The sequence below is a fragment of the Sporosarcina pasadenensis genome, assembly GCF_047228845.1.
GTDB lineage: Bacteria > Bacillota > Bacilli > Bacillales_A > Planococcaceae > Sporosarcina.
In genome coordinates this window covers 16,187-38,733 of the sequence record NZ_JBFEGM010000003.1, presented here as the reverse complement: position 1 = coordinate 38,733, position 22,547 = coordinate 16,187, and the positions used below count along the sequence as shown (strand labels likewise).

The window sequence follows — 22,547 nt, the reverse complement described above, 5'->3', positions numbered from 1 at the left end:
TTAATTTGTGAAATAAATGCTCAATGCTTGCTGAAGCGTTCCGACCATTTGCGTATTCCCATCGAATTGAACGCCGAGACGCACCATGCTCCGGACGACATCCGGCCTCAATCCGGTAATGGCAGTCGTACATCCCATCAATGCTGCACCGTCAATGATCTTCTTCAACTGATCGATGACTTCCGCCTCCATGTCCGCAATTCCTGAAAGGTCCATCACCAATGTTTGAATATGCAATCGACCAATTTCCGTCAACACTTTCTCCTCCATCACTCTCGCCCTGTAATAATCGATTGAGCCGATGACCGGAAGGATACATACCGTCGGGTTGATCGGGATGATCGGTACAGAAAGGTTTTCAACCAAGTCCCTTTGAGCTTTCAACAGTTCATCCTTATAGGCGGAATAGCTGATGAAAAACGCGTTCAGAAATTGATCGATAGAGCTATTGATCTGTCTTTCCAACTGGAAGAACTCGATGTCAACCTTATTTTCATTGAGATATCGTTGAAGGAAAGTCCAAAGCGTTCTCCGAATCGCCTGCACCCATTCCAATTTGAACGATAATGTCAATGAATGGGTCGCCCAAGCAATCCCTTCCACATTGGCGAATTGACGAAGCTCATCCAATTTGTTCTCCAAAGCATAACCGACAAGTTTAAAAGCATTGTTTATCAAATCGATGTTGCCGACTTCAAGGATTGTATTGATTTTCTCCTTCACAGTTGACGCTTCAACTAATAGTTCATCTACAAAACTCTCCCCGTTTTCTTCGATGAATCTATTCAATTCATTCTTCAGTGCGTTTGTCATGAGCATCCTCCGGTGTAATCCCATTTTTTGCAGGCATATACAGCTGTTGCCCTACTTGATGGACAACAGCTGTATTTGTCTATTCTCCTATAAATGCCGGTTTTCGTTTTTCTACGAAGGCATTGATTCCTTCCAAATGGTCTTTTGTGTTACGCATGGCGACTTGCTGTTCACTTTCCATGCGCAATACATTTTCCAATTCACCAATCTTTTGTTCATGTAAAATCTTTTTAGATGCAAGCATTGCTGCAATCGGAGCAGATAGAAACTTCTGCGCCAATTCTTCGGATGCTTGACTGACGCTTCCATCGGGAACGATTTGATCGATCAGTCCCTTCCCCTTGGCCGTTTCTGCGTTCATCACGTCTCCCGACCAGATTAGCTGCTTCGCTTGCGGCACCCCGATCCGTTCTTTTAAGAAGAAATGTCCGGCACCGTCAGGCACAAGCCCGATTCCTATGAAATTCATTGCAAGTTTACTGTTCTCTTCAGCGATAATGACATCGCATCCGAGCGCCAGACTGAACCCAAGTCCTGCAGCAGATCCATGGATTGCGGCAATTGTAATTTGCGGAAGTTCATATAACCCTTTTGCGAGACGTGACACATCGGTCATCACTTTTTCGATATCCATTGGCGCATCCGGGTCGATCATCTTCTTAATGTCCCCGCCCGCCGAGAATGTGCGGCCTGCCCCATTGATAATCAGCACTTGTACTTCATTATGAGATGAAAGTGATTCAAAGGCGTCCGCCAATTCTTTCATCATCGTATCATCCATTGCATTCATGGATTCCGGCCTATTCATAGTCAGCCGTGCAAGCCGGCCTTCTATTGTCAATTCAATTGTAGAATACATAATGAATACCCCCTCTCGATAATGAATAAACATTCATTATTACTTATTCGCTATTTTTCGAGGAAACCCTCTTAAAATTGAAAAAACCTTGGCACTAGTAAAGTGCCAAGGTTCAGAGTGTAGACAAAGTCGGACTTTGACTTTGTCTACACTCAATTTTAGGGATAAATACTATTAATAGACATTTCCCTCAGCCTGATTGAAAACGCTTGTCATCCTAGGCGCGAAGTGGAGAGAAGACGCGAATAGAACTAAAGTTCATGAGCGGACGAGCGACATGAGCAACAACGGATGCGAGCGTTTGTCAACAGGCTGAACCTTGGCACTAGTAAAGTGCCAAGGTTATCTGCTAGTTCAGTTGACTTGGATAGCTTGAGGGAAAATCCTTTCAAGATGTTCGATCTTCTTCTCGATATATTCTTCAAACGTAAGGATATACGCAGCGGGATCTTTCGGATTTTGGAATTGCGTAATTTTGCCGGTCGTGGGGTCCATAAATTTACTGGAAGCGCCGCAACCGATTCCGATGATCGTCTGTACTTCCTCCATAATAATAATATTGTATATGCTTTCTTCGCCCAGCTTCGCATATCCGACATTCTCCAAGTTGCCGAGAATGTTTTTTTGGCGGTACAAATAATACGGGACATAGCCGTTTTCTTTCGTCCATTGCTCGCCCATCTTCATCATCTGTTCAACCGTTTCCCGATCCGCCACTTTATATTTCTCTTTGTTCCTTGTCATCTCGGAAGCCCGTTTGAATGAAAGTGTGTGGACAGTCAGCGATTCAGGCTGCATCTTCTCCGTTTCGTCGAGCGAATGGCGGAATTCCTCCAGCCCTTCATTCGGCAGACCGATGATAAGATCCATATTGATGTTTTTCATGCCCATATTTCGGGACAGCCAGAATTTATCAATCGTTTCTTGCACGGAATGGTGCCTTCCGATCGCTTTCAACGTTTCATCCGTATACGACTGTGGATTGACGCTGATCCGGTCGATCCCCCATTTTTTCAGGACGTCGATTTTGGCAGGGGTAATCGTGTCCGGCCGCCCCGCTTCGACGGTCACTTCCCTCACTTCTTTCATATGCGGGAATGAATCATACATGGTTTTATACAGGGCATCCATTTCATCCGCTTCGATGGAAGTCGGTGTTCCTCCGCCAAAATAGATAGTCGTGATTTTGATGTCCCGCTCCGTCAACCATTTCCCGATTTCGCGGATTTCTTCATGCAGACCGTCGAGAAATGATTCGACCCGCCCGTTTTTCCGATGGATGGCGTATGCCGGGAACGTGCAGTACGCACATTTTGTCGGACAGAACGGGATGCCGATGTAGATGCTGACATCGTTTTGAATCTGATGTAAATCCGGGATTGCCCGCAGCTGGACTTGCTCGATCGTTGCGAGAAGCTCACTTTTCTCTTCGGAAATCCGGTGTTTTTCCATTAGGAGCCGCTTTGCCTCTTCCACGCTATGTCCTTGCTGGCGGTATTTATGGAACAGTTTCATCGGACGGATTCCGGTTAGAATTCCCCAGGATTGTTTCATTCCGGTAAGCTGCTCTAGAACTTCGAGAAACACGTGGGAATAAATCCGTTTCAGCTGCCGGGTCTCAGTTTCAGAACTGTCTTCTGTCACTTGTTCAGAAAAAGTGGCGCTGAATTCGTTGCCATTATACGTTAATTGGGCGAAACCATTTATCGTTGCACCATCTTGCTTTATGGATAAGTCGACAAGTATTCCTTCTTCTTCGGTGTCTATGATGACTTTTGATTGTTCGAAGAATAGATTGGCGAGGTGGGTGAACATCCGTATCCAATCTTGTTCGAATGATTTTTTAAGGATTATCTTTTGCATGGTTTGACCAACTTTCATTAAAGATTACATGAAATATAACACAAAAAAACCGGCTGAGCCGGTTTTATTGCATCGTTTCGTACATTTCTTGAACCGGCTTCATCAAGACACGGTTCACTTCTTCGATCAGGCCGCTGAGCTTCATTTCCGCTTGGAGCATTTGCATGATCTTATCGTTTTGCTGAGCAAGCTGTGCTGTTTTTTGTGCATACTCCAGCTCTTCATGCGCGATTTCTTCGCCTTGCATTTGCTTCTGCTGAAGCGTCATTTGAATTTTACGGAAGCTCTTGAACAGTTCCAGCGCCTGCTCGTCTTTCTTCACTTCCTCAATCGCGTTCTGCACCTCCGCATATTCATCAGTCTTGCGAAGTGTCGACTCTAATTTGTTCAAGTCATCATAAATATTAACAGTCATCATTAATTCCCCCTAGTAGTTTGTAAAAAAGACGATCAATCCTTGCACTATTCCGATGATACCACCTAACAGAGCTCCAAGGACAGTAATCATTTTGAATTCGCGCCTTGAAATACCGAGAACAAGATCCTCCAGGACAGAAACCGGGAAAGTATCTACCTGCTCCTTGACAATTTCATCAAGCTTCAGCTTTTTCAATGATTGCTCCAGCTGCTTTTGGGCTTGATCAAAAGCGAATTGCGTCACTTTCGGCGTCAGATTTTCTGCAGTCCACTCGGAACCTTTCGGCCAATAATCTTGGATTGTTTTATCCAAACGGGTATCCAGCGCAAGTTCCTTGTTAGCATATGCTTTAATGGAAGTAAACAGTCCATCCCAGTTGAACCCTGCAAGCAGTTCTTCCATCGGACGCTTTTGCAGCTTCGAAAATTCCTTCTCAAACATAGTGTGCAGCAGATTGTATGTGCCTGGTGCATTGATGAACTTCACCGCTTCCCTCTGCACCTTTTCAACAAGCGAGTTGGAATCGCCAAAGAACATATTCAACATGCCGCCAAACGTCCCTTTCGACTCGAGGAAATCATTGATCAACTTTTGGAACATCACTTTGCCTTCATAGGAGTCCACAAATTGCTCGCCTCGTTGCAGAATATAGTTTGTCATTGCAGGAATATGTGCCTTCGCACGCTCCTGCCAATCCAGCGGAACGACCTCTTCAATTGTACCCGTTGTCAATTTCTCGCGCACGTTCATGAGCTGTCCATCGATGAGGGCATCGACTTTCCGCTCAGCTTTCTCTACAATGTCTTGAGCCCCTGCCACTTGTAGCCAATCGTGCAACGTCTTGTCCGATAGCAGCACATACTCCTCTATCTTGCTTTGGAAAAATGCTTCCGCTTTTCTTTCCATTTCGGGCGTGAGTAATTTATTGCGCAACACATCAGGAGTGACTAAATAGTTCGTGACCGTCCTCCCCAATTGTACGGCAAGTTCGTCACGCCGTTTCGGAATCAACCCTGGCGTAAACGGAAGACGCCAATTGCCAATATATTTTGCCTCATGGGGTCTGAACAGCATTTTGATCGCCAAGTGATTCGTAAATCCCCCGATCAACGCCCCAATGAAAGCCATAAACAACAATGTCCATATGAAATCCATCGCTTCACCTTATTTCCGATTCATTCGGATTTCATTATAACAGAAGGCGGGCTTCTGGAAAAAGCATTCGATTGGGGCGACGGCTTGCATGAAAAGAGCCGATCACCTTTATTGGTAATCGGCTAGTGCGATACATTGTTTCGACCCCTCGCATTGTTATGCATACTCTTTAGTTCCACCCGTTTTTATACACTTATTATTTGATTGGAACCACGTAACTCGAAAGGCCCTTTCTCCTTCAGAAATGAACAAATTACATCGATAGCTTGATGGACAAAGTATGATTTATCTTTTTCACTTTCCTTTAGTACTTGGCCGCCTCCTCCTGCCACTTTATACGTTGCATGATCGTCAAGTTCTTTTCCTCCAACATGCAAAGTTTGGATTCGGTACCCCTTTGGATTATACGGCTTGTATGTCATGGAAAGGCCTGAAGAGCGCAGGATGTAGCCACCTTTCTGCTTGAACGGATCCGCAGAAAATACCATTTCTAAATTATTTTCCAATACTTTCCGAAGTGCTTGCCCCTCCATTTCGACTGTGAACAAGTTCGGATTCGTCGGAATGATACTGTACAAGTCAAAAATGGACAATGGACCGGCTGCCATCGGAGGACCATACCTCCACCCATGCGAAAAGGCGATATGACAGTCAGAGGAATGCAAGTATGCATCTGTAATAAGCTTATCCATCGGTGCTTGTTCTAACGACATCCGGTGAAGCAGGGTATTTGTTACACCGGCAATCTCATTTATTTCCTTACTGAATGGTTCAAGTGCTGCTTGCACCAAGTCCGCGACATGGGGATCTTCCTGCATATGTTCATGTATATCAATTAGCTTGTAATCATAGTGAGTGATGCAGCCACCTTCTACTGTGAGATCCAAACGGCCCAAAAATGCAGCGTTTGAACCTGCTTGAACAACAAGCGTTCCTTCCACGTCAATCGGGCTTATAACCCGGTCATGACTATGCCCGGAAAGGATAACATCGATTCCTTTCACAATGGATGCCAACTTCACGTCCAAAGGCAAACCCAAGTGACTGACCACGATGATAAGATCCACTTTATCTTGGATTGCCTCGACGATTCCGCTTACTTCTTCCACGCCCAATGTAAAGGATAGTCCTTCAGTAAAGCTTTCCGGCATTGTCTCCTTTTCATGTCCATACGTCAGTCCAATGACGCCAACATTCATTCCCGCCATTTCATAGATCTTAGAAGGTGTAACAAATGGCTCTTGGGTATCATCTTCGAATACGTTACACGCGAGTGTCAAGCAAGGCAATTTGCCAACTAATTTTTTCAATTGCTTTTTTCCATAAGCAAAATCCCAATTACCCGGCACAAATCCATCTAACTCCATTTCTTTCAAGATAGGGATCAATGCCTCCCCTTGGCTTTTCACTAACGGCAACGTACCATGGAACAAATCGCCGCCGTCAAAGAACAAGACATTCTTATGTTGCTTTTTTACATCTTTCACATACTTGCTGATTCTCGCAAGACCCCCCGCCCTTTTTAGAACAGGGTCATTTCCTTGCCAATAAAATTCATCATGTGCATCTAAACAACCATGTGTATCATTTTGCTGAAATATAGTTATTTTTTTCGTCACGTGATCTCCCCTAACCATACTTATTCAAAATGCTTCCTCCACCCAAAACCAAAACCGATGCACCCGGCCGTCCGTCTCTACACCGACTTTTCCCCCATGCCGCTCCACAATCTCCCTTGAGATCGCAAGGCCCAACCCCGCCCCGCCGAGGTCACGGTGCCGGGAAGGTTCCATCCGGGTGAAACGTTCGAACAAAATTTCGGGAGCGTAAGTAGGAATGGGAAGGCCTGGGCCTTTGACGGCAATCGTATATCGACCACCGCCAGAGCGCCCAATAATCCGGATTGGCCCAGGACCGTCATAATAGCGGATCGCATTGTCAAGCAAATTGGCAAGTACTTGGGTAATGGCAGCCCGATTCATCTTAAAAACGGTTGGCTCGACATCCAGTTCCCAAGGGATGCTGCGATCCCTCAACTTCCATTCAAACATGCTAGCTGCCTGAGCCACGACGACCGCGATCTCTATGCTGCTTTCTCTTTCTGAGTCATAGCCTTGGCGCCTGTTTTCCCATTCCTTCAAAGTGTCAAACTGCTTCAGAAGATCGATAAGCCGGACTGTTTCTTGATAAAGAGCCTCATACAATTCAGGCCCCCCATCAACGAGACCTGTTTTCAGAGCTTTCATATAGCCATTCAGATTTGTAACTGGTGTCCGAATCTCATGAGATAGGTCCGAGATGAATTTCTTTTGCTGGCGGCGGTTGAATTCGAGCTGGCCGGTCAATTCATTGAAATGCCGGATCAGCTCCTCCATCTCGCCGTTCGTCTGAATCTGAACCATCTCCGGATTTCCGCCCGCTTTCAACTCTTTTATCTTTCCAATTAACAGTTGAAGTGGACGGACGAGCTTCTGATTTAGCCAGATATGGAATACGCCTCCGATGAGGATAGCGGCAATGCTGAACACCCAAAGGTCTTTACGCAGTGCTTGCCGGAAAGCGCCGGCACGGTTGTTGCTCATCCCTTCGAAGAGAATGCAGGCAGTACTGTAGATGGCCCAGCTGCTAATGGCAATGAACAAGGCGGTAATGACAAAGTTTAGGAGCGTGAGCCGCCAAAAGATTGTTTTTGGCAAGTACTCATGAATCTTAGTCCACAACAAATTTATAGCCCATCCCCCTCACAGTCCGTATCCTCTCAGGTGAAGACGGATTTACTTCAATCTTTTCTCTTAGTTTTTTAATATGGGCATCAATCGTCCGATCCATGACAGATTGGCTGCCGTTCGGGTGAAGGTTTTCGATAAGGGCTTCCCGGCTCAGAACCATGTTTGGATGTTTCATGAAATGATGGAGCAGACGAAACTCGTGGGAAGTTAAACAGACAAGTTGATCACTTAGCCACACTTCTCCCTTCAAGGGTTTCAGGCAAAGACCGTCATATACGATTTTTTGGCAGAAGCGGCCGGTTCGTCTAAGGACAGCCTCGACATTCGCAAGCAGTTCTTCCGGGTCAAACGGTTTAGTCAAATAGCTGTCTGCCCCTATATGCAGACCACTGATTCTATCTTCAGTGCTCACCTTGGCAGATAGCATGATGACCGCCGCTTCATCCGGAGACTGCTCCTTAACCCACTTGCACACTTCTTCTCCACTCAATTTAGGCAGCATGAGGTCCAAGACAAGCAAACATGGCTGCGTCTTGACATACACACGCTTCGCCTCTTCACCGTCTGCAGCTTCCACGACCGTATAGCCCGCCTTTTCAAGATAAAGACGCAGCAGATTGCGGATCATCAGGTCATCTTCGACAATCATGATCGTCTGTTTCATTTTCATCCCTCCGGCTTTATCCTACATAATCTGCATCATCATCTCAGCTTATTCAGCTCACGCCGCATCATATCGTAATTCATCGCGCCCATTGCGACGAATTGCACCCGTCCTTCCGAATCAATCAAATAGGATGTCGGATAGGCAAACACCCGATATTGTTCAGCGAGCTTACCGTCTTCTTCAAGTGGAATTGGAAAAGTGAGGCCTAACTCTTCGATGAATTTGGCTGCATCATTCTGGTTTCGCTCGGTGTACGCCAGATTGACAGCGAGAACTACTACATCTCCATCTTCTGAAATCTTTTGGATATCCGGCATTTCCGCACGGCAAGGCGGGCACCATGTCGCCCAGAAATTAATGAAAACCCGCTGTCCCCGGTAATCCGAAAGACGAGTGGTTTCCCCATCTAACGTCTGCAGTTCAAAGTCAGGGGCAATCTGGCCTCGGGAGACGCCTACAGAGTCCAGCGCTTCCGAATCTGCAGTTTCGGTATTGGTTGAAATGACCGGGGTGCGTCCGCTGTCCGGCTCAGATACCTTCTTTTCGATAAAGTCATATAATACCCAGCCAATCAATGCAATCATCAAAAGGCCTACTACTGTACGTTTCATTCATTTATTCTTCCTTTCATCCCAATTTGGAAAGCCATGAACCACTGATCAAGTCCAAAATATACGCGGCAATTTTCGGCATCCAGCCGAACAGCAGGACTAGGCCCATAAGAATCATGAGGGCACCGCCAATTTTCACGATGATGCCGGACTTTCGAACGAGCCACTTTGACGAACCGATATAGAACGTCAGTACAAGAAAAGGAACCGCAAAGCCAATGACATACATAATGGTATACAACATGCCTTGTGCCGGCTGGGTGGCAGCAAACAGGAGGATTGAAGCAAAGATCGGACCGATGCACGGCGTCCAGCCGGCAGCAAACCCGACCCCTACAAAAAATGTTCCTGCAAAACTCGTTTTAGACTTTGAAAACTGGAAGCGCCGTTCTTTCATAAACAGCGGGATTTGAACCCAACCAGCCACTAATAAGCCCATGAAGATAATGAAAATACCGGCAAGCCGCTGGATCAGCAGTCCCGAACTTCCTGAGAGAAGGTCCTGCATCCATTGTCCGACTAAGGAAGCCCCGGCTCCCAGACTGATGAAGACGACCGAAATCCCTGCTATGAAAACCAGCGCATGGCTGAGAAGCTTTTTCCGTACAGCAGCCGACCGGTCCTCCTGGATATCCATGACACTCACCCCGGTTATATAGGAAAGATAAGCTGGAAAAAGCGGCAGTACACAAGGAGAAAGAAACGATAATGCTCCTGCCCCGAATGCGAGAGCCAAGCCTAAGAGCAAAGCTGTATCTGCGGTAATCATACTCATAAAATCCCCACTTTCTGTTTAGTAAATGTAAGTGAAGCAACTGCAAAGGAAAGCAAAAGCAAAAGAACAAACCACGGAGAGAGAACAATGCCAAACAGAGTTATAAGTCCAACCATTTGCAAGATGACAATCGCTCCGATACTCCAAAGCAGGACGGACAGACGGATGGCTTGCCTCTCAGGCAGCCTGAAAAGAATCACATTTGCCGCCAGCATCCCATAAAGCAATAGGTTCAACACCACTGAATCATGTCGCGCATAGAAATATTGAAGGAACTCATAGAAAAAAGCAGACAATAACAAGACTTGTAGGAGAAATACTTTGAATCCGGCCGAATTCGTTTCCCGCTTCCGTCTATACAATAAAGAAACAGCAGTCAGCCCTACTGCTATATAAAAAGATTGCGAACCTGCCGGATAAGCCAACACAGCAAAGGGGTCGCGAATGAGGAGGCTGAAATTCCCAACAATTTTGCCGATCCAAAGGAATACGATGAAATCAGTAAACAAGGATACCGCCCGTGAAACGAACCCTTTTCCATTCAATAGAAAAGCGACTACCCCCACACCCGCCGCAAGACTCATGAGAATCAGTCCGACTTCCATCATCCTCTCCGACATGAAGATCTTCTCCTCTCTGTTACTAACTCGACCATCGTACCGGCGCAATATGAAAATTTGATGAATGAACGTAAAAAAACGAGCAGGGCTTTTTTGAAAGCCTTGCTCGTTTGTAATTTCTCTCTACTATTTTTTTATTTCTGAATAATTTCCGATTACTTATGCCCATTTATTAGGACTTTTATCATTCAATGCATTCACAAGCTCTTCTTTTAAATGTTGGAACAGCGTCATACTCTCGTATTCGTATCCGACTTCATAAACAATCTGACCATCCAGCCGACTGCGAGGCTGAACACGAAGTGGCCGGCTGTCCAATAGAACCACGCCATCCCGTCATCTGCAGCGGGCGGCTTTTCTGTTAGCAGCGTCAAAAAGTACAGCACTCCGCTACCTGCGGTATATACAGCGACATATGGCCAAATGCTGTAGTGCCAATCAAAGAACGTTAATATGTAAAACAGGCCAACGACACTAGCGATGCAAAAAACAAGATGAAACGCAAAGCCAAACGAGGCGCTGTCCTTGAAGATATGAATGAAAGGAAAATAATCTACATTATACAGCAAGATGTACGCTTCGTTTCCTGTCAGTGCAAAAACGAGTTGCATGAGGACAGCCAAAATGATTCCGCTTGCGATTCCGATTCCACTCAGCTGCAAGAATTTCCTCATCCGTTCTCCTCCCAAATCGATCAAGAACAGCGCATTCTCGATATCCAACAATTGTAGCAATAGGTTAGCCTTTGATGGCATCTCCTGCTATTCCCCGCTCTACACCGAACGTGCCAGTTTCTGGGCATTCGGCGGTCCTTCTAGAAAGAAAGCTTACCATCTTCATTTAATTTAATATGTGTATCATTCCAAGTCAGTTCAACCGGGTATGATTCCGATACTTTTTTTGAAAAATACCAGCGGCGGCCAAGCGGAACGAGGACGATGAAAGCATCTCCGCGTCCGAGGAAGTTTAGCTCCTCAGGTTCCACTTCAATCCCGTCACGCAACGGAATGCCGAGATCTAGCAACTGGTCGCCGACTTCGACGACATGGGGCGTCGCCATACCGATCTCGCTAATACTTAAGAATGATTCTTTCGTCAAATCTCCGAATAGATCACGTTTTCTTCGGCCAATTAGTTCGACGATATTGCCGACGGGATCTTCGAAATACATCGAATCCGCATCAAAGCTCGGAAAATATACTTCATCCCGTCCTTCTTCACGGTTTAGCGTGACGCGGTCCGTTATCCAATATTTCATCATGGAAAATTGATTGCCCGGGATGTTGATGGCGAAATGATAGAAAGCCGGTTGGTCAGTCTGTTTGAATGTAAGATGTGATTCGCCGATCCTAACTGTGAACTTCTCAGCTGTTGACTCTGTCATATCGAGTTCTAACACGTTTCCGTAAAAACGTCGTAATGCTTTCAGATTGTTTGTATATAATGTTGCAGACTTGATCATCTTGACTTATCCCCTATCTCTGTATCTTTATTTAATTTATTCAACCCGCTTAATTATCCTTCTTCCCCAATACATACTAGTGACAGTTTTAAGAATTATTGATAAACTACTATACACCTATCTTACCATAAACTATGAAAGAATATGGAGTGATTGTTATGATTCGCTATCCAATACCATTGCAACAAGGAGACACAATCGGCGTAACAGCCGCATCTTCTGGTGTGGACGAAGTCCTTCACCATCTCGTCCATAATGCAAAACGGCAGTTTGAAAACAGGGGATACAAAGTAAACATCGGAGATACGGTGTGGACACAAAACAAATCCGCTTCAGCAACGAAAGAATCTCGTGCTGCTGAACTCATGGCAATGTTCAAAAACCGGGAAATCAGTGCCATCATTCCCCCTTGGGGCGGGGAGATCCTGATGGAGATATTGCCGTTCATTAATTGGAAGGAAATTGACCCTAAATGGATTTTAGGCTATTCGGATACGAGCACTTTCCTATTTGCGCTGACAGTCAAAACCGGCATAGCGACCGCGCATGGACCAAACTTCGTCGAATTGCGCAGCGATGAATGGGAACCTGTTGCAAGTAAATTCATTGATGTATTACAGACTCCTGCTGGTTCAACCATTGAACAGCAGTCATCTGAAAAGTTCCAGTCCAAATGGCAGCACGATGCTCCGGACGATCCTTACGTATATAAACTTGATACACCGACGGAATGGAAGGTTCTCGGGACAGACAATGTCGAATTGGAAGGTCGCTTTTTAGGTGGCTGTATCGATACGATCCGTCACCTCGTCGGAACGCCATATGGCGATATTGCTTCATTCCAGAAAAACTTCTTGAACGATGAGCCGATCTTATGGTATTTCGAGAACTGCGAAATGAACGCTACTGATTTTCACAGGTCAATGCTTCAGTTTGTCTATGCAGGATGGTTTGACAATGCTGCGGGCATCATCTTCGGCCGCTCCCCTGCCGGTCAGGATGTGAAAGGATTTACTGTATTGGATTCAATGGAGAGAATAAAAGAGCTGACCGGCTTGCCTATCATTTACGATGCTGATGTAGGCCATGTACCGCCACAAATTACGTTCGTCAATGGAGCGAACGGTAAAGTAACTGTTAACAATGGAAAAGGGCACGTAAAGACCACACTCCAATAATCAATCTACGACCAACCCGGCTGACTTTTCTGTCAGTTAACGATAGAATGAAAGAAAGCTTATTTTAAGGGGGAGTACGATTATGCCAATTTCGTTACGCAAACATGAAGAATATTTCACATTCCACGACCCGATGCAAGACGGGAAGTTGATTGATAGAAAGACTGAAATTAGATTCGATCCTCTAACCGGTGAAACGTCACGGATCATTTTCGACCCGGGCGCACCTTTCGTTCCGAAGGATTATTCGGAGCTTGCGAAGGCGGCCGAAGGCAAAAAATGCCCTTTCTGTGCTGAAAATGTCTCTACGATTACGCCGCGTTTCCCTGATGAATTGGTGGAAGGCGGGCGGTTCGTCGGCAAAGAAGCGGTCGTTTTTCCGAACCTATTCCCTTACAGCAAGCATAATGCAGTTGTTCGCATGTCAGAACAACATTATGTGAAGCTCGAAGAATTCACAGAAGATCTAATCTCGGATTCATTTAAAGCCGCACATCAGTATATAAAAAATGTTCTCGAGTTTGACCCAAAAACCGAATATGTCTCCATCAATTGGAATTACTTGCCGCCTTCAGGAGGCAGCATCCTTCATCCTCACATCCACGTGCTCGCTTCCGAGCAGCCGACGAATTATCAAGCGGCTGTCACATCGAGCAGTCACGATTTCTATAAAAATGAAGGAATGAATTACTTTATCTCGCTTGCTTCTGAAGAGAGAGAACATGACGAACGATGGATTGGCAAAGAAGGCTCCATTAACTGGATGCACGCCTTTGCACCGAAGAGCCATTGCGATTTCCTCGGAGTTTTCGATGCGCCTTCTTTCAATGAACTGGATAGTGACGCCTTTGACGACCTTGCGAAAAGCCTTCTCCGTTTCTTCCGCTATTTTAAAGAAAATGGATTGGAAAGCTTTAATGCTTCGTTGTTCATTCCCGTCAACAAGCATGCTGCGGAGCAAGTCCACTTCAGGCTGATCCCCCGTATGACAATCGGGATGTTGGATACGAGTGATATGAATGTTTTCAATTACTTGCACGGGGAGCCATTATCCTTAAAAGCTCCTGAAGAAGTTGCAAAGGCAGCCGCAAAGTTTTTCGCAGGAAAGGAATGAAGCAAAGTTTTGAATAAAACTGTTGTAGACCAGGTCGGACGAAGTGTCACTTTTACCTTCCCGCCAAAACGGATCGTGTCATTATGCCCTGGCATTACCGATACATTATTTGCACTCAATCTTGAAGAGGAAATCGTCGGGAGGACCCGTTTTTGCATCCACCCGAAAGGCAAGGTCAAAAATGTACCGGCTGTTGCAGGTACAAAGGACATTAAGCTGGAAGCAATCCAAAACGTGCAACCGGACCTCATCATCGTCGAGAAAGAGGAAAACACGAAAGAGATTGTGGAGGAGTTGGAGAAACACTTCCCCGTCTATGTCGCAGAAGTCCAGTCAGTGGATGATGCATTCCGGATGATCGAGGACATGGGCAGCTTGACGGATCGGGGAGAAGCTGCCAGTCAATTGAATGCCGCTATCCATGAGCAATTTGAGTCTTTGCCTAAAGCTACGGGGAAACGAGTAGGCTATGTCATCTGGCGGAAGCCATATATGGTCGTCGGGAAAGATACGTATATCAATTCCTTACTGGAGAAAATGGGCTTCATCAATCCGTTCATCGAAGCTAATGGCAGATATCCTGTTGTCACTCCAGACGAATTTCAGAGCGCAGCATTGGACTATGTATTATTGGCATCAGAGCCCTTCCCTTTCAAAGAAAAGCATTCCGCAGAGTTTCTAGAAATAATGCCAACTACTAAGCCAATCTTAATTGACGGGGAAATGTTCTGGTACGGACCGAGGATGATGGAGGCGGTAAGCTATTTTCAAAAGCACTTAAGATTTAACAGCAGCAAATTCCTAAACCCACTTTGAGTTTAGTCAATTTAGTTGATTGAAGGAGCACGTAAAAACACTTGCCAATTGAGGCCAAGTGTTTTTTTGTTTTAGCTTTATGAAAAACAGCCCTCCCTTTTTACAGGAAGAGCTGCTTTAGATGTATGTTATACGTGACCACCAAGATAGGCCATTTTTATTTCCTCACTTGCTTGAAGCTCATTTGCCGTTCCGGATAGAGTAACGCGACCCGTTTCAATGACATATGCTCGGCTCGCAACTGAAAGAGCCATGTTCGCATTTTGCTCAACTAACAGAATAGTCGTTCCTTCTTTGTTAATATCATCAATTACCTGGAAGATTGTTTGAACCATAAGTGGCGCAAGCCCCATGGATGGTTCGTCAAGTAGCAACAGTTTTGGTTTAGCCATAATCGCTCTACCCATTGCCAACATCTGCTGTTCACCACCGGACAGCGTTCCAGATAACTGTTTTCTTCGCTCAAGCAACCTTGGAAATGTTTCATAAACTTTCGATAAATCTTCCGCGATTCCTTTCTTATCCTTCCTTGTGAAAGCTCCCAACTCTAGATTTTCTTCTACAGTCATGTTAGCAAACACTCGGCGTCCTTCCGGTACATGGGATATTCCTGCTTTTACAATCGATTGGGCAGGCTTTCCAACAATTGAAGAATTCAAATAGTGGATGGTTCCTGACTTTGGTTTTAATAGTCCTGACAATGTTTTTAGAAGGGTTGACTTCCCTGCACCATTCGCACCAATTAGCGTAACGATTTCACCCTCGTTTACCTCTAAACTCAACCCTTTTAGTGCATGAATATTTCCGTAATACACATCGATATCTTTCACACTAAGCATGGACAGGGACCTCCTCTCCTAAATAAGCTTCGATGACTTTCGGATGACTGCGAACTTCTTCAGGTGTTCCATCGGCTATTAAGACCCCGTGGTCCAGCACATATATACGTTCACAAATCCCCATGACTAAGTTCATGTCATGCTCGATTAGTAAAATTGTCAAATCGAATTTTTCTCTGACAAATGCTATGAGCGACATGAGTTCCTGCGTTTCTTGAGGGTTCATGCCTGCAGCTGGTTCGTCGAGCAAAAGTAATTTAGGGCCCGCTGCTAACGCACGTGCAATTTCTAACCTACGTTGTTTCCCATACGGCAAATTTTTTGCAAGGGAATGTAAATCTTCATGTAAATTAAAGATCTTTAAGAACTCGATCGATTTTTCTTCCATCTCTTTTTCTCCGGAAAAATGAGAAGGTAAACGCAATATTGAGCTAACAATCGAATGCTTGGCTAGAGAATGATACGCTACTTTCACATTATCCAAAACGGATAGTTCATTAAACAAACGGATATTTTGAAATGTACGACTAATCCCTCGTTGCGTTACTTGATACGGTGCAAGCTTATTAAGCTTTTTGTCGTTGAACGTAATTTCACCAAATGTTGGTGTATACACACCCGTTAATAGGTTGAAGCTCGTCGTTTTACCAGCCCCGTTCGGTCCTATTAAACCGACTAATTCCCCTTGATGAATTTCCATATTAAATCCTGATACAGCTTTTAATCCCCCAAAATTGATGCCAACATTTTGTATGGAGAGCAATGGCTTATTTGACATGCTGCGCCACTCCTTTCCGGAACTTTTTAAAACGTAGGAGATCTGTAATTTCACGTGTTCCCATTAATCCTTGAGGTCGATAAAGCATAACCAATATTAAGACAAGACTATAAATAATCATACGAGTTTCAGGAAACCCTTGTAGATAAGTAGAAACGATGGTTAACAAAATGGCTGCAATCACTGAACCCGACAAACTTCCAAGTCCGCCTAATACAACAAATATCAAAATATCGAAGGATTTTAAAAATCCAAAGTTTACAGGTTGAATAATATAAAAGTTGTGCGCATACAGTGCTCCTGCAACTCCGGCAAAAAAAGCACCGATCGCAAACGCAGCTACTTTATAAAAAGTCGTATTAATGCCCATCGCATCAGAAGCTACTTCATTTTCACGAATTGAAATACAAGCACGACCATGCCTGGAGTTCGTAAAGTTAGAGATGACTAAAATTGTGATGACTAAGCAAACAAACGCATAGGTCCACGTCGTGTAATGGGAGACTTGCATTCCGGCTGCCCCGCCAACATAGTCAATATTCAAAAAGATAATCCGGATTATTTCAGCAAATCCAAGTGTTGCGATAGCCAGGTAATCTCCTCTTAAACGTAAAGTTGGAATACCAACGACAAGTCCCGCTAATGTAGCGATAATTCCAGCAGCAATGATCCCGACGATAAACGGAAGTTCTAATTTCATCGTAATAATGGCAGAAATATATGCACCCACTGCCAAAAATCCTGCGTGTCCAATAGAGAACTGACCAGTAATTCCGATAACTAAATGTAGGCTGACCGCCAAAATGATATTTATGGCCATTAAAATGAGGGTATTGGAATAGTAGGAACCAAATACTCCAGTCGCGATAAGTAATTGGACGACACTATAGATAACTACCGCTAACAAAATAAAAAGCCAAAATCGTTTTGCTTTTTTCATCTATCTCTCACCTACACTTTCTCACGCGTATTCTTACCGAAGATACCATTCGGCCTGAAGATTAAAATCAAGATTAAGATGACAAAAGCAGCCGCGTCTCTCCATAACGAGCCACCAGATGCATTGACAAGTGTTTCAACAACTCCTAAAACAAGGCCACCAACCATGGCACCCGGTATAATACCAATCCCACCGAGAACCGCTGCTACGAACGCTTTAATCCCTGGAATAATCCCCATTAACGGATCGATTTTTGTATAGTACAAACCAAAAATAACGCCCGCAGCTCCTGCCAAAGCTGACCCAATAGCGAAAGTTGCGGAAATCGTATTATCAACATTAATGCCCATTAATTTAGCCGTCTCATTGTCATGAGAAACTGCACGCATTGCCTTCCCAATTTTCGTCTTGTGGACAATGAAATGTAGTATCATCATTAGAATGAGAGAAATCGATAAGATAAGTACTGACTTCACACTGATTTGTGCACCTAAAACTTCAAAAGTGCCATTCACGATAACGTCAGGAAACGCCTTTGGTTGTGGACCCCAGACAAATATAAAGCCATTCTCTATTAAGAGCGAGACACCAATAGCCGTTATTAATGCCGCAATTCTTGTGGCATTTCTTAACCTTTTATAGGCAATTCGTTCAATGAGGACCCCAAATAATGCACAAAAAGTCATCGCTAAAACTAACGCTGTAAAGAAATCGAGACCTAATCCCGTAATGGAATAGAATCCAATAAACGAACCAACCATGAATACATCACCATGTGCGAAGTTAATAAGTTTTATGATTCCATATACCATTGTGTAGCCAAGTGCAATTAAAGCATAAATGCTTCCGAGTGAAATACCATTCACCAGCTGCTGAATCCATTCCATGAACATTCACTCCTATCTCAACTCTTTATGAGAATTAGAAATGGGAGGAAACTCCTCCCATTTCATCATTATTCGGGATTTACTTTTGAGTTAAACTTCATTTGTCCATCAACAAATTCCAAAATCGTTGCAGCTTTAATCGGGTTATGGTTTTCATCGATCGTCAGTGCACCTGTAACAAGTGGGAAGTCTTTTGTTTGCTCTAATGCTTCCTTAATCTTCACTGAATCGGCTTCACCCGCACGCTCAATCGCATCTTTTAATAAATACACTGTGTCATACCCCAATGCACTAAATCCATCCGGCGCTTCTCCGTGTTTGTCTGTAAAAGCTTTTACGAAGTTTTGAATCATCGGATCTGGATCTTCTGCAGCATACGCAGCTGTGACAAATGTATTATTTAACGCTTTTGCTCCTGCTAATTCAACTAATGTTGGAGAATCCCAACCATCCCCACCCATCAGTGGTACATCAATGCCTAATTCACGTGCCTGCTTAACGATTAGACCAACCTCTTCATAATAACCAGGAATATATACAAATTCAGGGTCTGCTGATTTAATGCGCGTTAATGTTGAACGGAAATCTGTGTCTTTAGCGATATAAGATTCTTGTTTAACAATCTTTCCTCCACCAGCTTCAAACGTTTCGATAAATGCAGCTCCTAACCCTTTAGCGTAGTCACTTGCGTTATCCCCATAAACAGCTGCTGTCTTAACTCCTAATTCATTCAACGCAAAGTTTGCAGCGACTGTTCCTTGGAATGGGTCAATGAATGTCGTACGGAATGCATACTCATTGAGTTTTCCTTTTTCGTTTACCGTAACGACCATGCTAGTACCAGAAGGAGTGATTAGCACTGTCTCTTTATTATTCGCAATTTCTACTTGCGCAATTGTATTACCACTTGTTGCAGCGCCGATAATTGCTACGACCTTATCTTGGTCTGTTAGCTTAATAGCACCATTCGTTGCTTCTTGCCCATCAGACTTGTTGTCAACTGGAATTAGTTTAATCTGCTTTCCATCTACCCCTCCAGCAGCATTGATTTCATCAACTGCAAGCTGTACTCCTTGGTTAATCCCTGTGCCATATGAAGCAACGGCACCTGATAATTCAAGGTTGAGACCGATTTTAATCGTATCTCCGCTTGCCCCACTGCTCGCCCCACTGCTTCCCCCACTGCTTTCTCCACATCCTGCCAATAGTCCCGCGAATAAAGCAGATGCGGCGAATAATTTGACTAATTTTTTCTTCATTTACTATGTTCCCCCTTTGTCGTTGGTATTTCTAATACTTTCAACCTATGCCCCCAAGTTATAGTTATCAGAAAATACCGTTTTATGTGAACATGTCCATTGTAAAACAAACTAAACTATTAGTCTACACAAATTTATTTTTCTATTTGAACATTTCCAATCATTTAAATCAGGTAATTTGTCATGAGAAAAAAGACTGACGCAGGATTGATTAATTTAATATAAAATTTTCACTCTTTTTATTTGTAATTCCATTATTGGATTCTGCTTGTTTGCTAGCAAAAAAAACACGGGATCATCGTAAAGATGGTCTCGTGTTTGCAATCACTTCAATGAATTATAAATCGTCGACATCCGGATGGCATGCTCCATTTCGTCATGCATGGCAATAAACAAAGGATTATAAGCTTGCTGAATAGGTATCGTCAACAGCATTTCCTTATATGTTTCCACCCCATCCAACTCACCGACGAGCGCCTGTTTGACACATTGCTTGAAGTTATAGCATGGAATCGGCTTCTTCGGATTTTGTACAAATGTCCCGGTCATCATATAATAGAGTTGTTGAAACATTTCATAATGGCTTTTTTCGTCTTCATAAGCATGTTGGATGAAGTCCCGCCAAAGCGGATCATCTGTTTTTTCATACATGGACTTGTAAAAGTAATAGTCTTTGTATTCACCCTCGATGGCCTGCTTTAATTTATCGACAAACACGTCAGCACCCTTTCGCATCTTTTGTACACTTTATGCGGGTGGGCGCTTGTCTATGAAAGGAGTATGAATACGATGCTTCAGCATTTCAGCTACAAACCGATGTTTGCAGGTGGCAGCTTGCCAGGTTGGACGTTTTCATTTTTTTATAAAAACGAACGTTTCACAGGAGACTATAAACCGGATGGCACGATTGTCTGGACAAGTTGCACTCCGACTGATGAAGAAAACGTCAAAAAAATGATCCACGAACTAATGACATTCCACGTATATGAATGAAGGAATTTTTTCCGTACATACTATCCCTCGATAAGGAGGCGATGGATGTGGATAAAGAAAAAACCCCTGAACAATTACAGAAAGAAAAAGAACAATTGGAAGTGCAAAACCAGAAAACTGAAAATGTCTTTGAGGATAAAAGCCGGGTGCCCAACGAGCAGAATGCTTGGAAGGAAACCCAATATCAACGAGGCGAATGACAAAAGGGCGATCCCGGAATTGGGATTGCCCTTTTTTATTCCCCTGCCAATTTTCTTCTACCAAAAATGAAATAATAATAAACCGATGAAACAATATATAGCCCTGCTGTAATCGTGAATGCATATGCATAGCCCCAATAAGATCCGTTAGCAACTACTAATCCTGTCGCAACCGTTCCCATCGTGGCCCAGCCAAGACTGAATACCATCTGGTTCATGGAATTGGCGAGCCCTTTGTATTTATCCGACACGACTTCCATCGCCACGGCACTTTGGATTGGATTGCCTGCATTCATGAGCGCCTGCCGTAGGAGAAAGCCGAGTGACGCCAACCATAGGGACGTTGTATACGCAGTCAATAGAAGGAAAGGGATCGACAACGCTTGAAATAAAATAAGCGCCTTCACCTTGCCGACTTTCCGTGAGAGTGCGGGGCCGATCATTGCTGCTACCGCTGTCATGGCCGAACCCAATGACAGCACAAGCCCGATATAGGAATTGGAAGCATTAAAACGATTAGCAAAATACAAATTCAAGTATGGAACGACCAATCCCGAACCGAAACCGATCAGCAAACTTGCGAATGAAAAGTGAAAAATGACAATCAGATTCCGCTTCAAGCTATCATCCTCTGTTGAAGCTTGCTCCTTGTCTCCCTTTTTCGCCTTTGCGAACTCAGTTCGATTCTCCTTTAATTTGAATAAAGGAATCAAGCCGGCTGTAAAAATAGCTGCACCTAAAAGCAGTGAATATCGTATTGCTTCCGCTGCACTGATCTTTAGAACAGTTTCTAGGAAATCCGCGATGATTCCTCCCGCTAAAGAACCGATGACATTCGCAATCGTTATAATTGCAAAATTGAAGCTGAAAAGCTTGACCCTTTCAGTTGGAGACGAGTTTTCCGCTAGGAACGGGATACCCGAAACTTGAACGAATGCCATGAATAAACCCGTCAAAAATGCAGCCGCAATAATCGGAGTTTCCGAAACCGCGATACCCCTATAAAATAGCGTCGTTACCGTAAGTAGGGCACCGCCGACAATCATCCATTTACGGCCGAATTTATCACTTAAAAACCCGGCAGGAACGAGCATGATTGCAGAAGCCATTGCGGTCATGGAAATCACTCTCCCATTAACCGTTTCCGGCATTCCGAGTTCCCGTATGTATAAATTGTACATGACCATGAAAACACCCATCCCGACCTGAATGAGCGCATTCCCGATAATAAAAAGCCTCACATTCCGATTGAAAGAGGAAAATTTCCGTCCCCATTCACTGAACCATTTCATCCACATTTCCAACTTTCTCGCGACACGATATTTCGATACTCTAAATATACGTGTTTGCGAAGTATTTCGCAATGGGATTATCGTTTTAATCAAACCTTTGAAAAAATAAAAAAAGAAGCCGCTTTGATATCACATAGAACGTGATATCAAAGCAACTCACTCATTACAACTTTGTGCAAGTGGATCGGCTAAATGCCACGGATGTAATCACTTACAGTCTTTTTGAAAGCTGCAGGTTTTTCTACATAACTGCCGATGACCCATCCGCATTCCGTGCAG

At 44.2% G+C, this 22,547-nt stretch carries 25 protein-coding genes; 5 read left to right on the top strand and 20 right to left on the bottom strand.

The window, feature by feature from the left end:
- The 13 genes from AB1K89_RS05555 to AB1K89_RS05495 all read right to left on the bottom strand — a co-directional run bounded on the left by AB1K89_RS05555 (nt 1) and on the right by AB1K89_RS05495 (nt 11,972).
- Complete coding sequence (locus AB1K89_RS05555; protein WP_413053788.1) at nt 1–813, bottom strand: STAS domain-containing protein; 813 nt, start codon at nt 811–813, stop codon at nt 1–3.
- Nucleotides 814–892: 79 nt separating this feature from the next.
- A complete protein-coding gene (locus AB1K89_RS05550; protein ID WP_413053787.1) occupies nt 893–1,672 on the bottom strand; it encodes an enoyl-CoA hydratase in 780 nt (259 codons plus the stop codon).
- Nucleotides 1,673–2,026: 354 nt separating this feature from the next.
- Nucleotides 2,027–3,535, bottom strand: coding sequence for a coproporphyrinogen III oxidase (locus AB1K89_RS05545; protein WP_413053786.1), 1,509 nt, complete (start codon nt 3,533–3,535; stop codon nt 2,027–2,029).
- A gap of 64 nt (nt 3,536–3,599) precedes the next feature.
- Nucleotides 3,600–3,950 (bottom strand): YlbF family regulator, encoded by a 351-nt coding sequence (locus AB1K89_RS05540; protein ID WP_252504110.1) that lies wholly within the window; start codon nt 3,948–3,950, stop codon nt 3,600–3,602.
- Nucleotides 3,951–3,962: 12 nt separating this feature from the next.
- Nucleotides 3,963–5,108: a DUF445 domain-containing protein gene (locus tag AB1K89_RS05535; RefSeq protein WP_413053785.1), complete on the bottom strand. Its 1,146-nt coding sequence runs from the start codon at nt 5,106–5,108 to the stop codon at nt 3,963–3,965.
- 185 nt (nt 5,109–5,293) lie between these two features.
- Nucleotides 5,294–6,727: a bifunctional metallophosphatase/5'-nucleotidase gene (locus AB1K89_RS05530; RefSeq protein WP_413053784.1), complete on the bottom strand. Its 1,434-nt coding sequence runs from the start codon at nt 6,725–6,727 to the stop codon at nt 5,294–5,296.
- 24 nt (nt 6,728–6,751) lie between these two features.
- A complete protein-coding gene (locus tag AB1K89_RS05525) occupies nt 6,752–7,831 on the bottom strand; it encodes a sensor histidine kinase (RefSeq protein ID WP_413053783.1) in 1,080 nt (359 codons plus the stop codon).
- Nucleotides 7,818–8,501, bottom strand: a complete 684-nt coding sequence (locus AB1K89_RS05520; RefSeq protein ID WP_413053782.1) for a response regulator transcription factor — start codon at nt 8,499–8,501, stop codon at nt 7,818–7,820. The genes AB1K89_RS05525 and AB1K89_RS05520 overlap by 14 nt, the downstream gene beginning before the upstream one ends.
- A gap of 38 nt (nt 8,502–8,539) precedes the next feature.
- Entirely contained in the window at nt 8,540–9,115 is a 576-nt protein-coding gene (locus tag AB1K89_RS05515; RefSeq protein ID WP_413053781.1) for a TlpA family protein disulfide reductase, read from the bottom strand.
- 16 nt (nt 9,116–9,131) lie between these two features.
- Complete coding sequence (locus AB1K89_RS05510; RefSeq protein ID WP_413053780.1) at nt 9,132–9,890, bottom strand: cytochrome c biogenesis CcdA family protein; 759 nt, start codon at nt 9,888–9,890, stop codon at nt 9,132–9,134.
- Entirely contained in the window at nt 9,887–10,510 is a 624-nt protein-coding gene (locus AB1K89_RS05505; RefSeq protein ID WP_413053779.1) for a hypothetical protein, read from the bottom strand. Before AB1K89_RS05505 ends, AB1K89_RS05510 begins: the two co-directional genes overlap by 4 nt.
- A 230-nt stretch (nt 10,511–10,740) precedes the next feature.
- The gene (locus AB1K89_RS05500; RefSeq protein ID WP_413053778.1) at nt 10,741–11,265 is read right to left on the bottom strand and encodes a hypothetical protein; all 525 of its coding nucleotides are present in this window, start codon (nt 11,263–11,265) and stop codon (nt 10,741–10,743) included.
- A gap of 59 nt (nt 11,266–11,324) precedes the next feature.
- Nucleotides 11,325–11,972 carry a glyoxalase gene (locus tag AB1K89_RS05495; protein ID WP_413053777.1) on the bottom strand — a complete coding sequence of 216 codons (648 nt, stop codon included), beginning with the start codon at nt 11,970–11,972 and terminating at the stop codon, nt 11,325–11,327.
- 158 nt (nt 11,973–12,130) lie between these two features.
- Here AB1K89_RS05495 and AB1K89_RS05490 point away from each other — a divergent pair, with 158 nt between their 5' ends.
- The 3 genes from AB1K89_RS05490 (at nt 12,131) to AB1K89_RS05480 (ending at nt 15,080) form a co-directional block, all read left to right on the top strand.
- Complete coding sequence (locus tag AB1K89_RS05490) at nt 12,131–13,150, top strand: S66 family peptidase (protein ID WP_413053776.1); 1,020 nt, start codon at nt 12,131–12,133, stop codon at nt 13,148–13,150.
- 82 nt (nt 13,151–13,232) lie between these two features.
- The gene (locus AB1K89_RS05485) at nt 13,233–14,264 is read left to right on the top strand and encodes a hypothetical protein (RefSeq protein WP_413053775.1); all 1,032 of its coding nucleotides are present in this window, start codon (nt 13,233–13,235) and stop codon (nt 14,262–14,264) included.
- Between the two features lie 9 nt (nt 14,265–14,273).
- On the top strand, nt 14,274–15,080 hold the full coding sequence (locus AB1K89_RS05480) for an ABC transporter substrate-binding protein (RefSeq protein ID WP_413053774.1): 807 nt from the start codon (nt 14,274–14,276) through the stop codon (nt 15,078–15,080).
- A gap of 128 nt (nt 15,081–15,208) precedes the next feature.
- Here the strand turns inward: AB1K89_RS05480 and AB1K89_RS05475 are convergent, their stop codons facing one another.
- The 6 genes from AB1K89_RS05475 to AB1K89_RS05450 form a co-directional block, all read right to left on the bottom strand.
- A complete protein-coding gene (locus tag AB1K89_RS05475) occupies nt 15,209–15,919 on the bottom strand; it encodes an ABC transporter ATP-binding protein (RefSeq protein WP_413053773.1) in 711 nt (236 codons plus the stop codon).
- Nucleotides 15,912–16,697, bottom strand: coding sequence for an ABC transporter ATP-binding protein (locus AB1K89_RS05470; protein ID WP_413053772.1), 786 nt, complete (start codon nt 16,695–16,697; stop codon nt 15,912–15,914). Before AB1K89_RS05470 ends, AB1K89_RS05475 begins: the two co-directional genes overlap by 8 nt.
- Nucleotides 16,687–17,637 (bottom strand): branched-chain amino acid ABC transporter permease, encoded by a 951-nt coding sequence (locus AB1K89_RS05465; protein ID WP_413053771.1) that lies wholly within the window; start codon nt 17,635–17,637, stop codon nt 16,687–16,689. Before AB1K89_RS05465 ends, AB1K89_RS05470 begins: the two co-directional genes overlap by 11 nt.
- 11 nt (nt 17,638–17,648) lie before the next feature.
- A complete protein-coding gene (locus AB1K89_RS05460) occupies nt 17,649–18,524 on the bottom strand; it encodes a branched-chain amino acid ABC transporter permease (RefSeq protein WP_413053770.1) in 876 nt (291 codons plus the stop codon).
- 68 nt (nt 18,525–18,592) lie between these two features.
- A complete protein-coding gene (locus AB1K89_RS05455) occupies nt 18,593–19,783 on the bottom strand; it encodes an ABC transporter substrate-binding protein (RefSeq protein WP_413053769.1) in 1,191 nt (396 codons plus the stop codon).
- 324 nt (nt 19,784–20,107) lie between these two features.
- Nucleotides 20,108–20,518: a ferritin-like domain-containing protein gene (locus AB1K89_RS05450; RefSeq protein WP_413053768.1), complete on the bottom strand. Its 411-nt coding sequence runs from the start codon at nt 20,516–20,518 to the stop codon at nt 20,108–20,110.
- A gap of 54 nt (nt 20,519–20,572) precedes the next feature.
- Between AB1K89_RS05450 and AB1K89_RS05445 the strand changes: the two genes are divergently transcribed.
- The gene (locus AB1K89_RS05445; RefSeq protein WP_413054016.1) at nt 20,573–20,776 is read left to right on the top strand and encodes a YheE family protein; all 204 of its coding nucleotides are present in this window, start codon (nt 20,573–20,575) and stop codon (nt 20,774–20,776) included.
- Between the two features lie 47 nt (nt 20,777–20,823).
- Nucleotides 20,824–20,976: a hypothetical protein gene (locus AB1K89_RS05440; protein ID WP_413053767.1), complete on the top strand. Its 153-nt coding sequence runs from the start codon at nt 20,824–20,826 to the stop codon at nt 20,974–20,976.
- 35 nt (nt 20,977–21,011) lie between these two features.
- On the opposite strand, the gene AB1K89_RS05435 is transcribed toward AB1K89_RS05440, so the two are convergent.
- A complete protein-coding gene (locus AB1K89_RS05435) occupies nt 21,012–22,268 on the bottom strand; it encodes an MFS transporter (protein WP_413054015.1) in 1,257 nt (418 codons plus the stop codon).
- Nucleotides 22,269–22,547 lie beyond the last annotated feature (279 nt).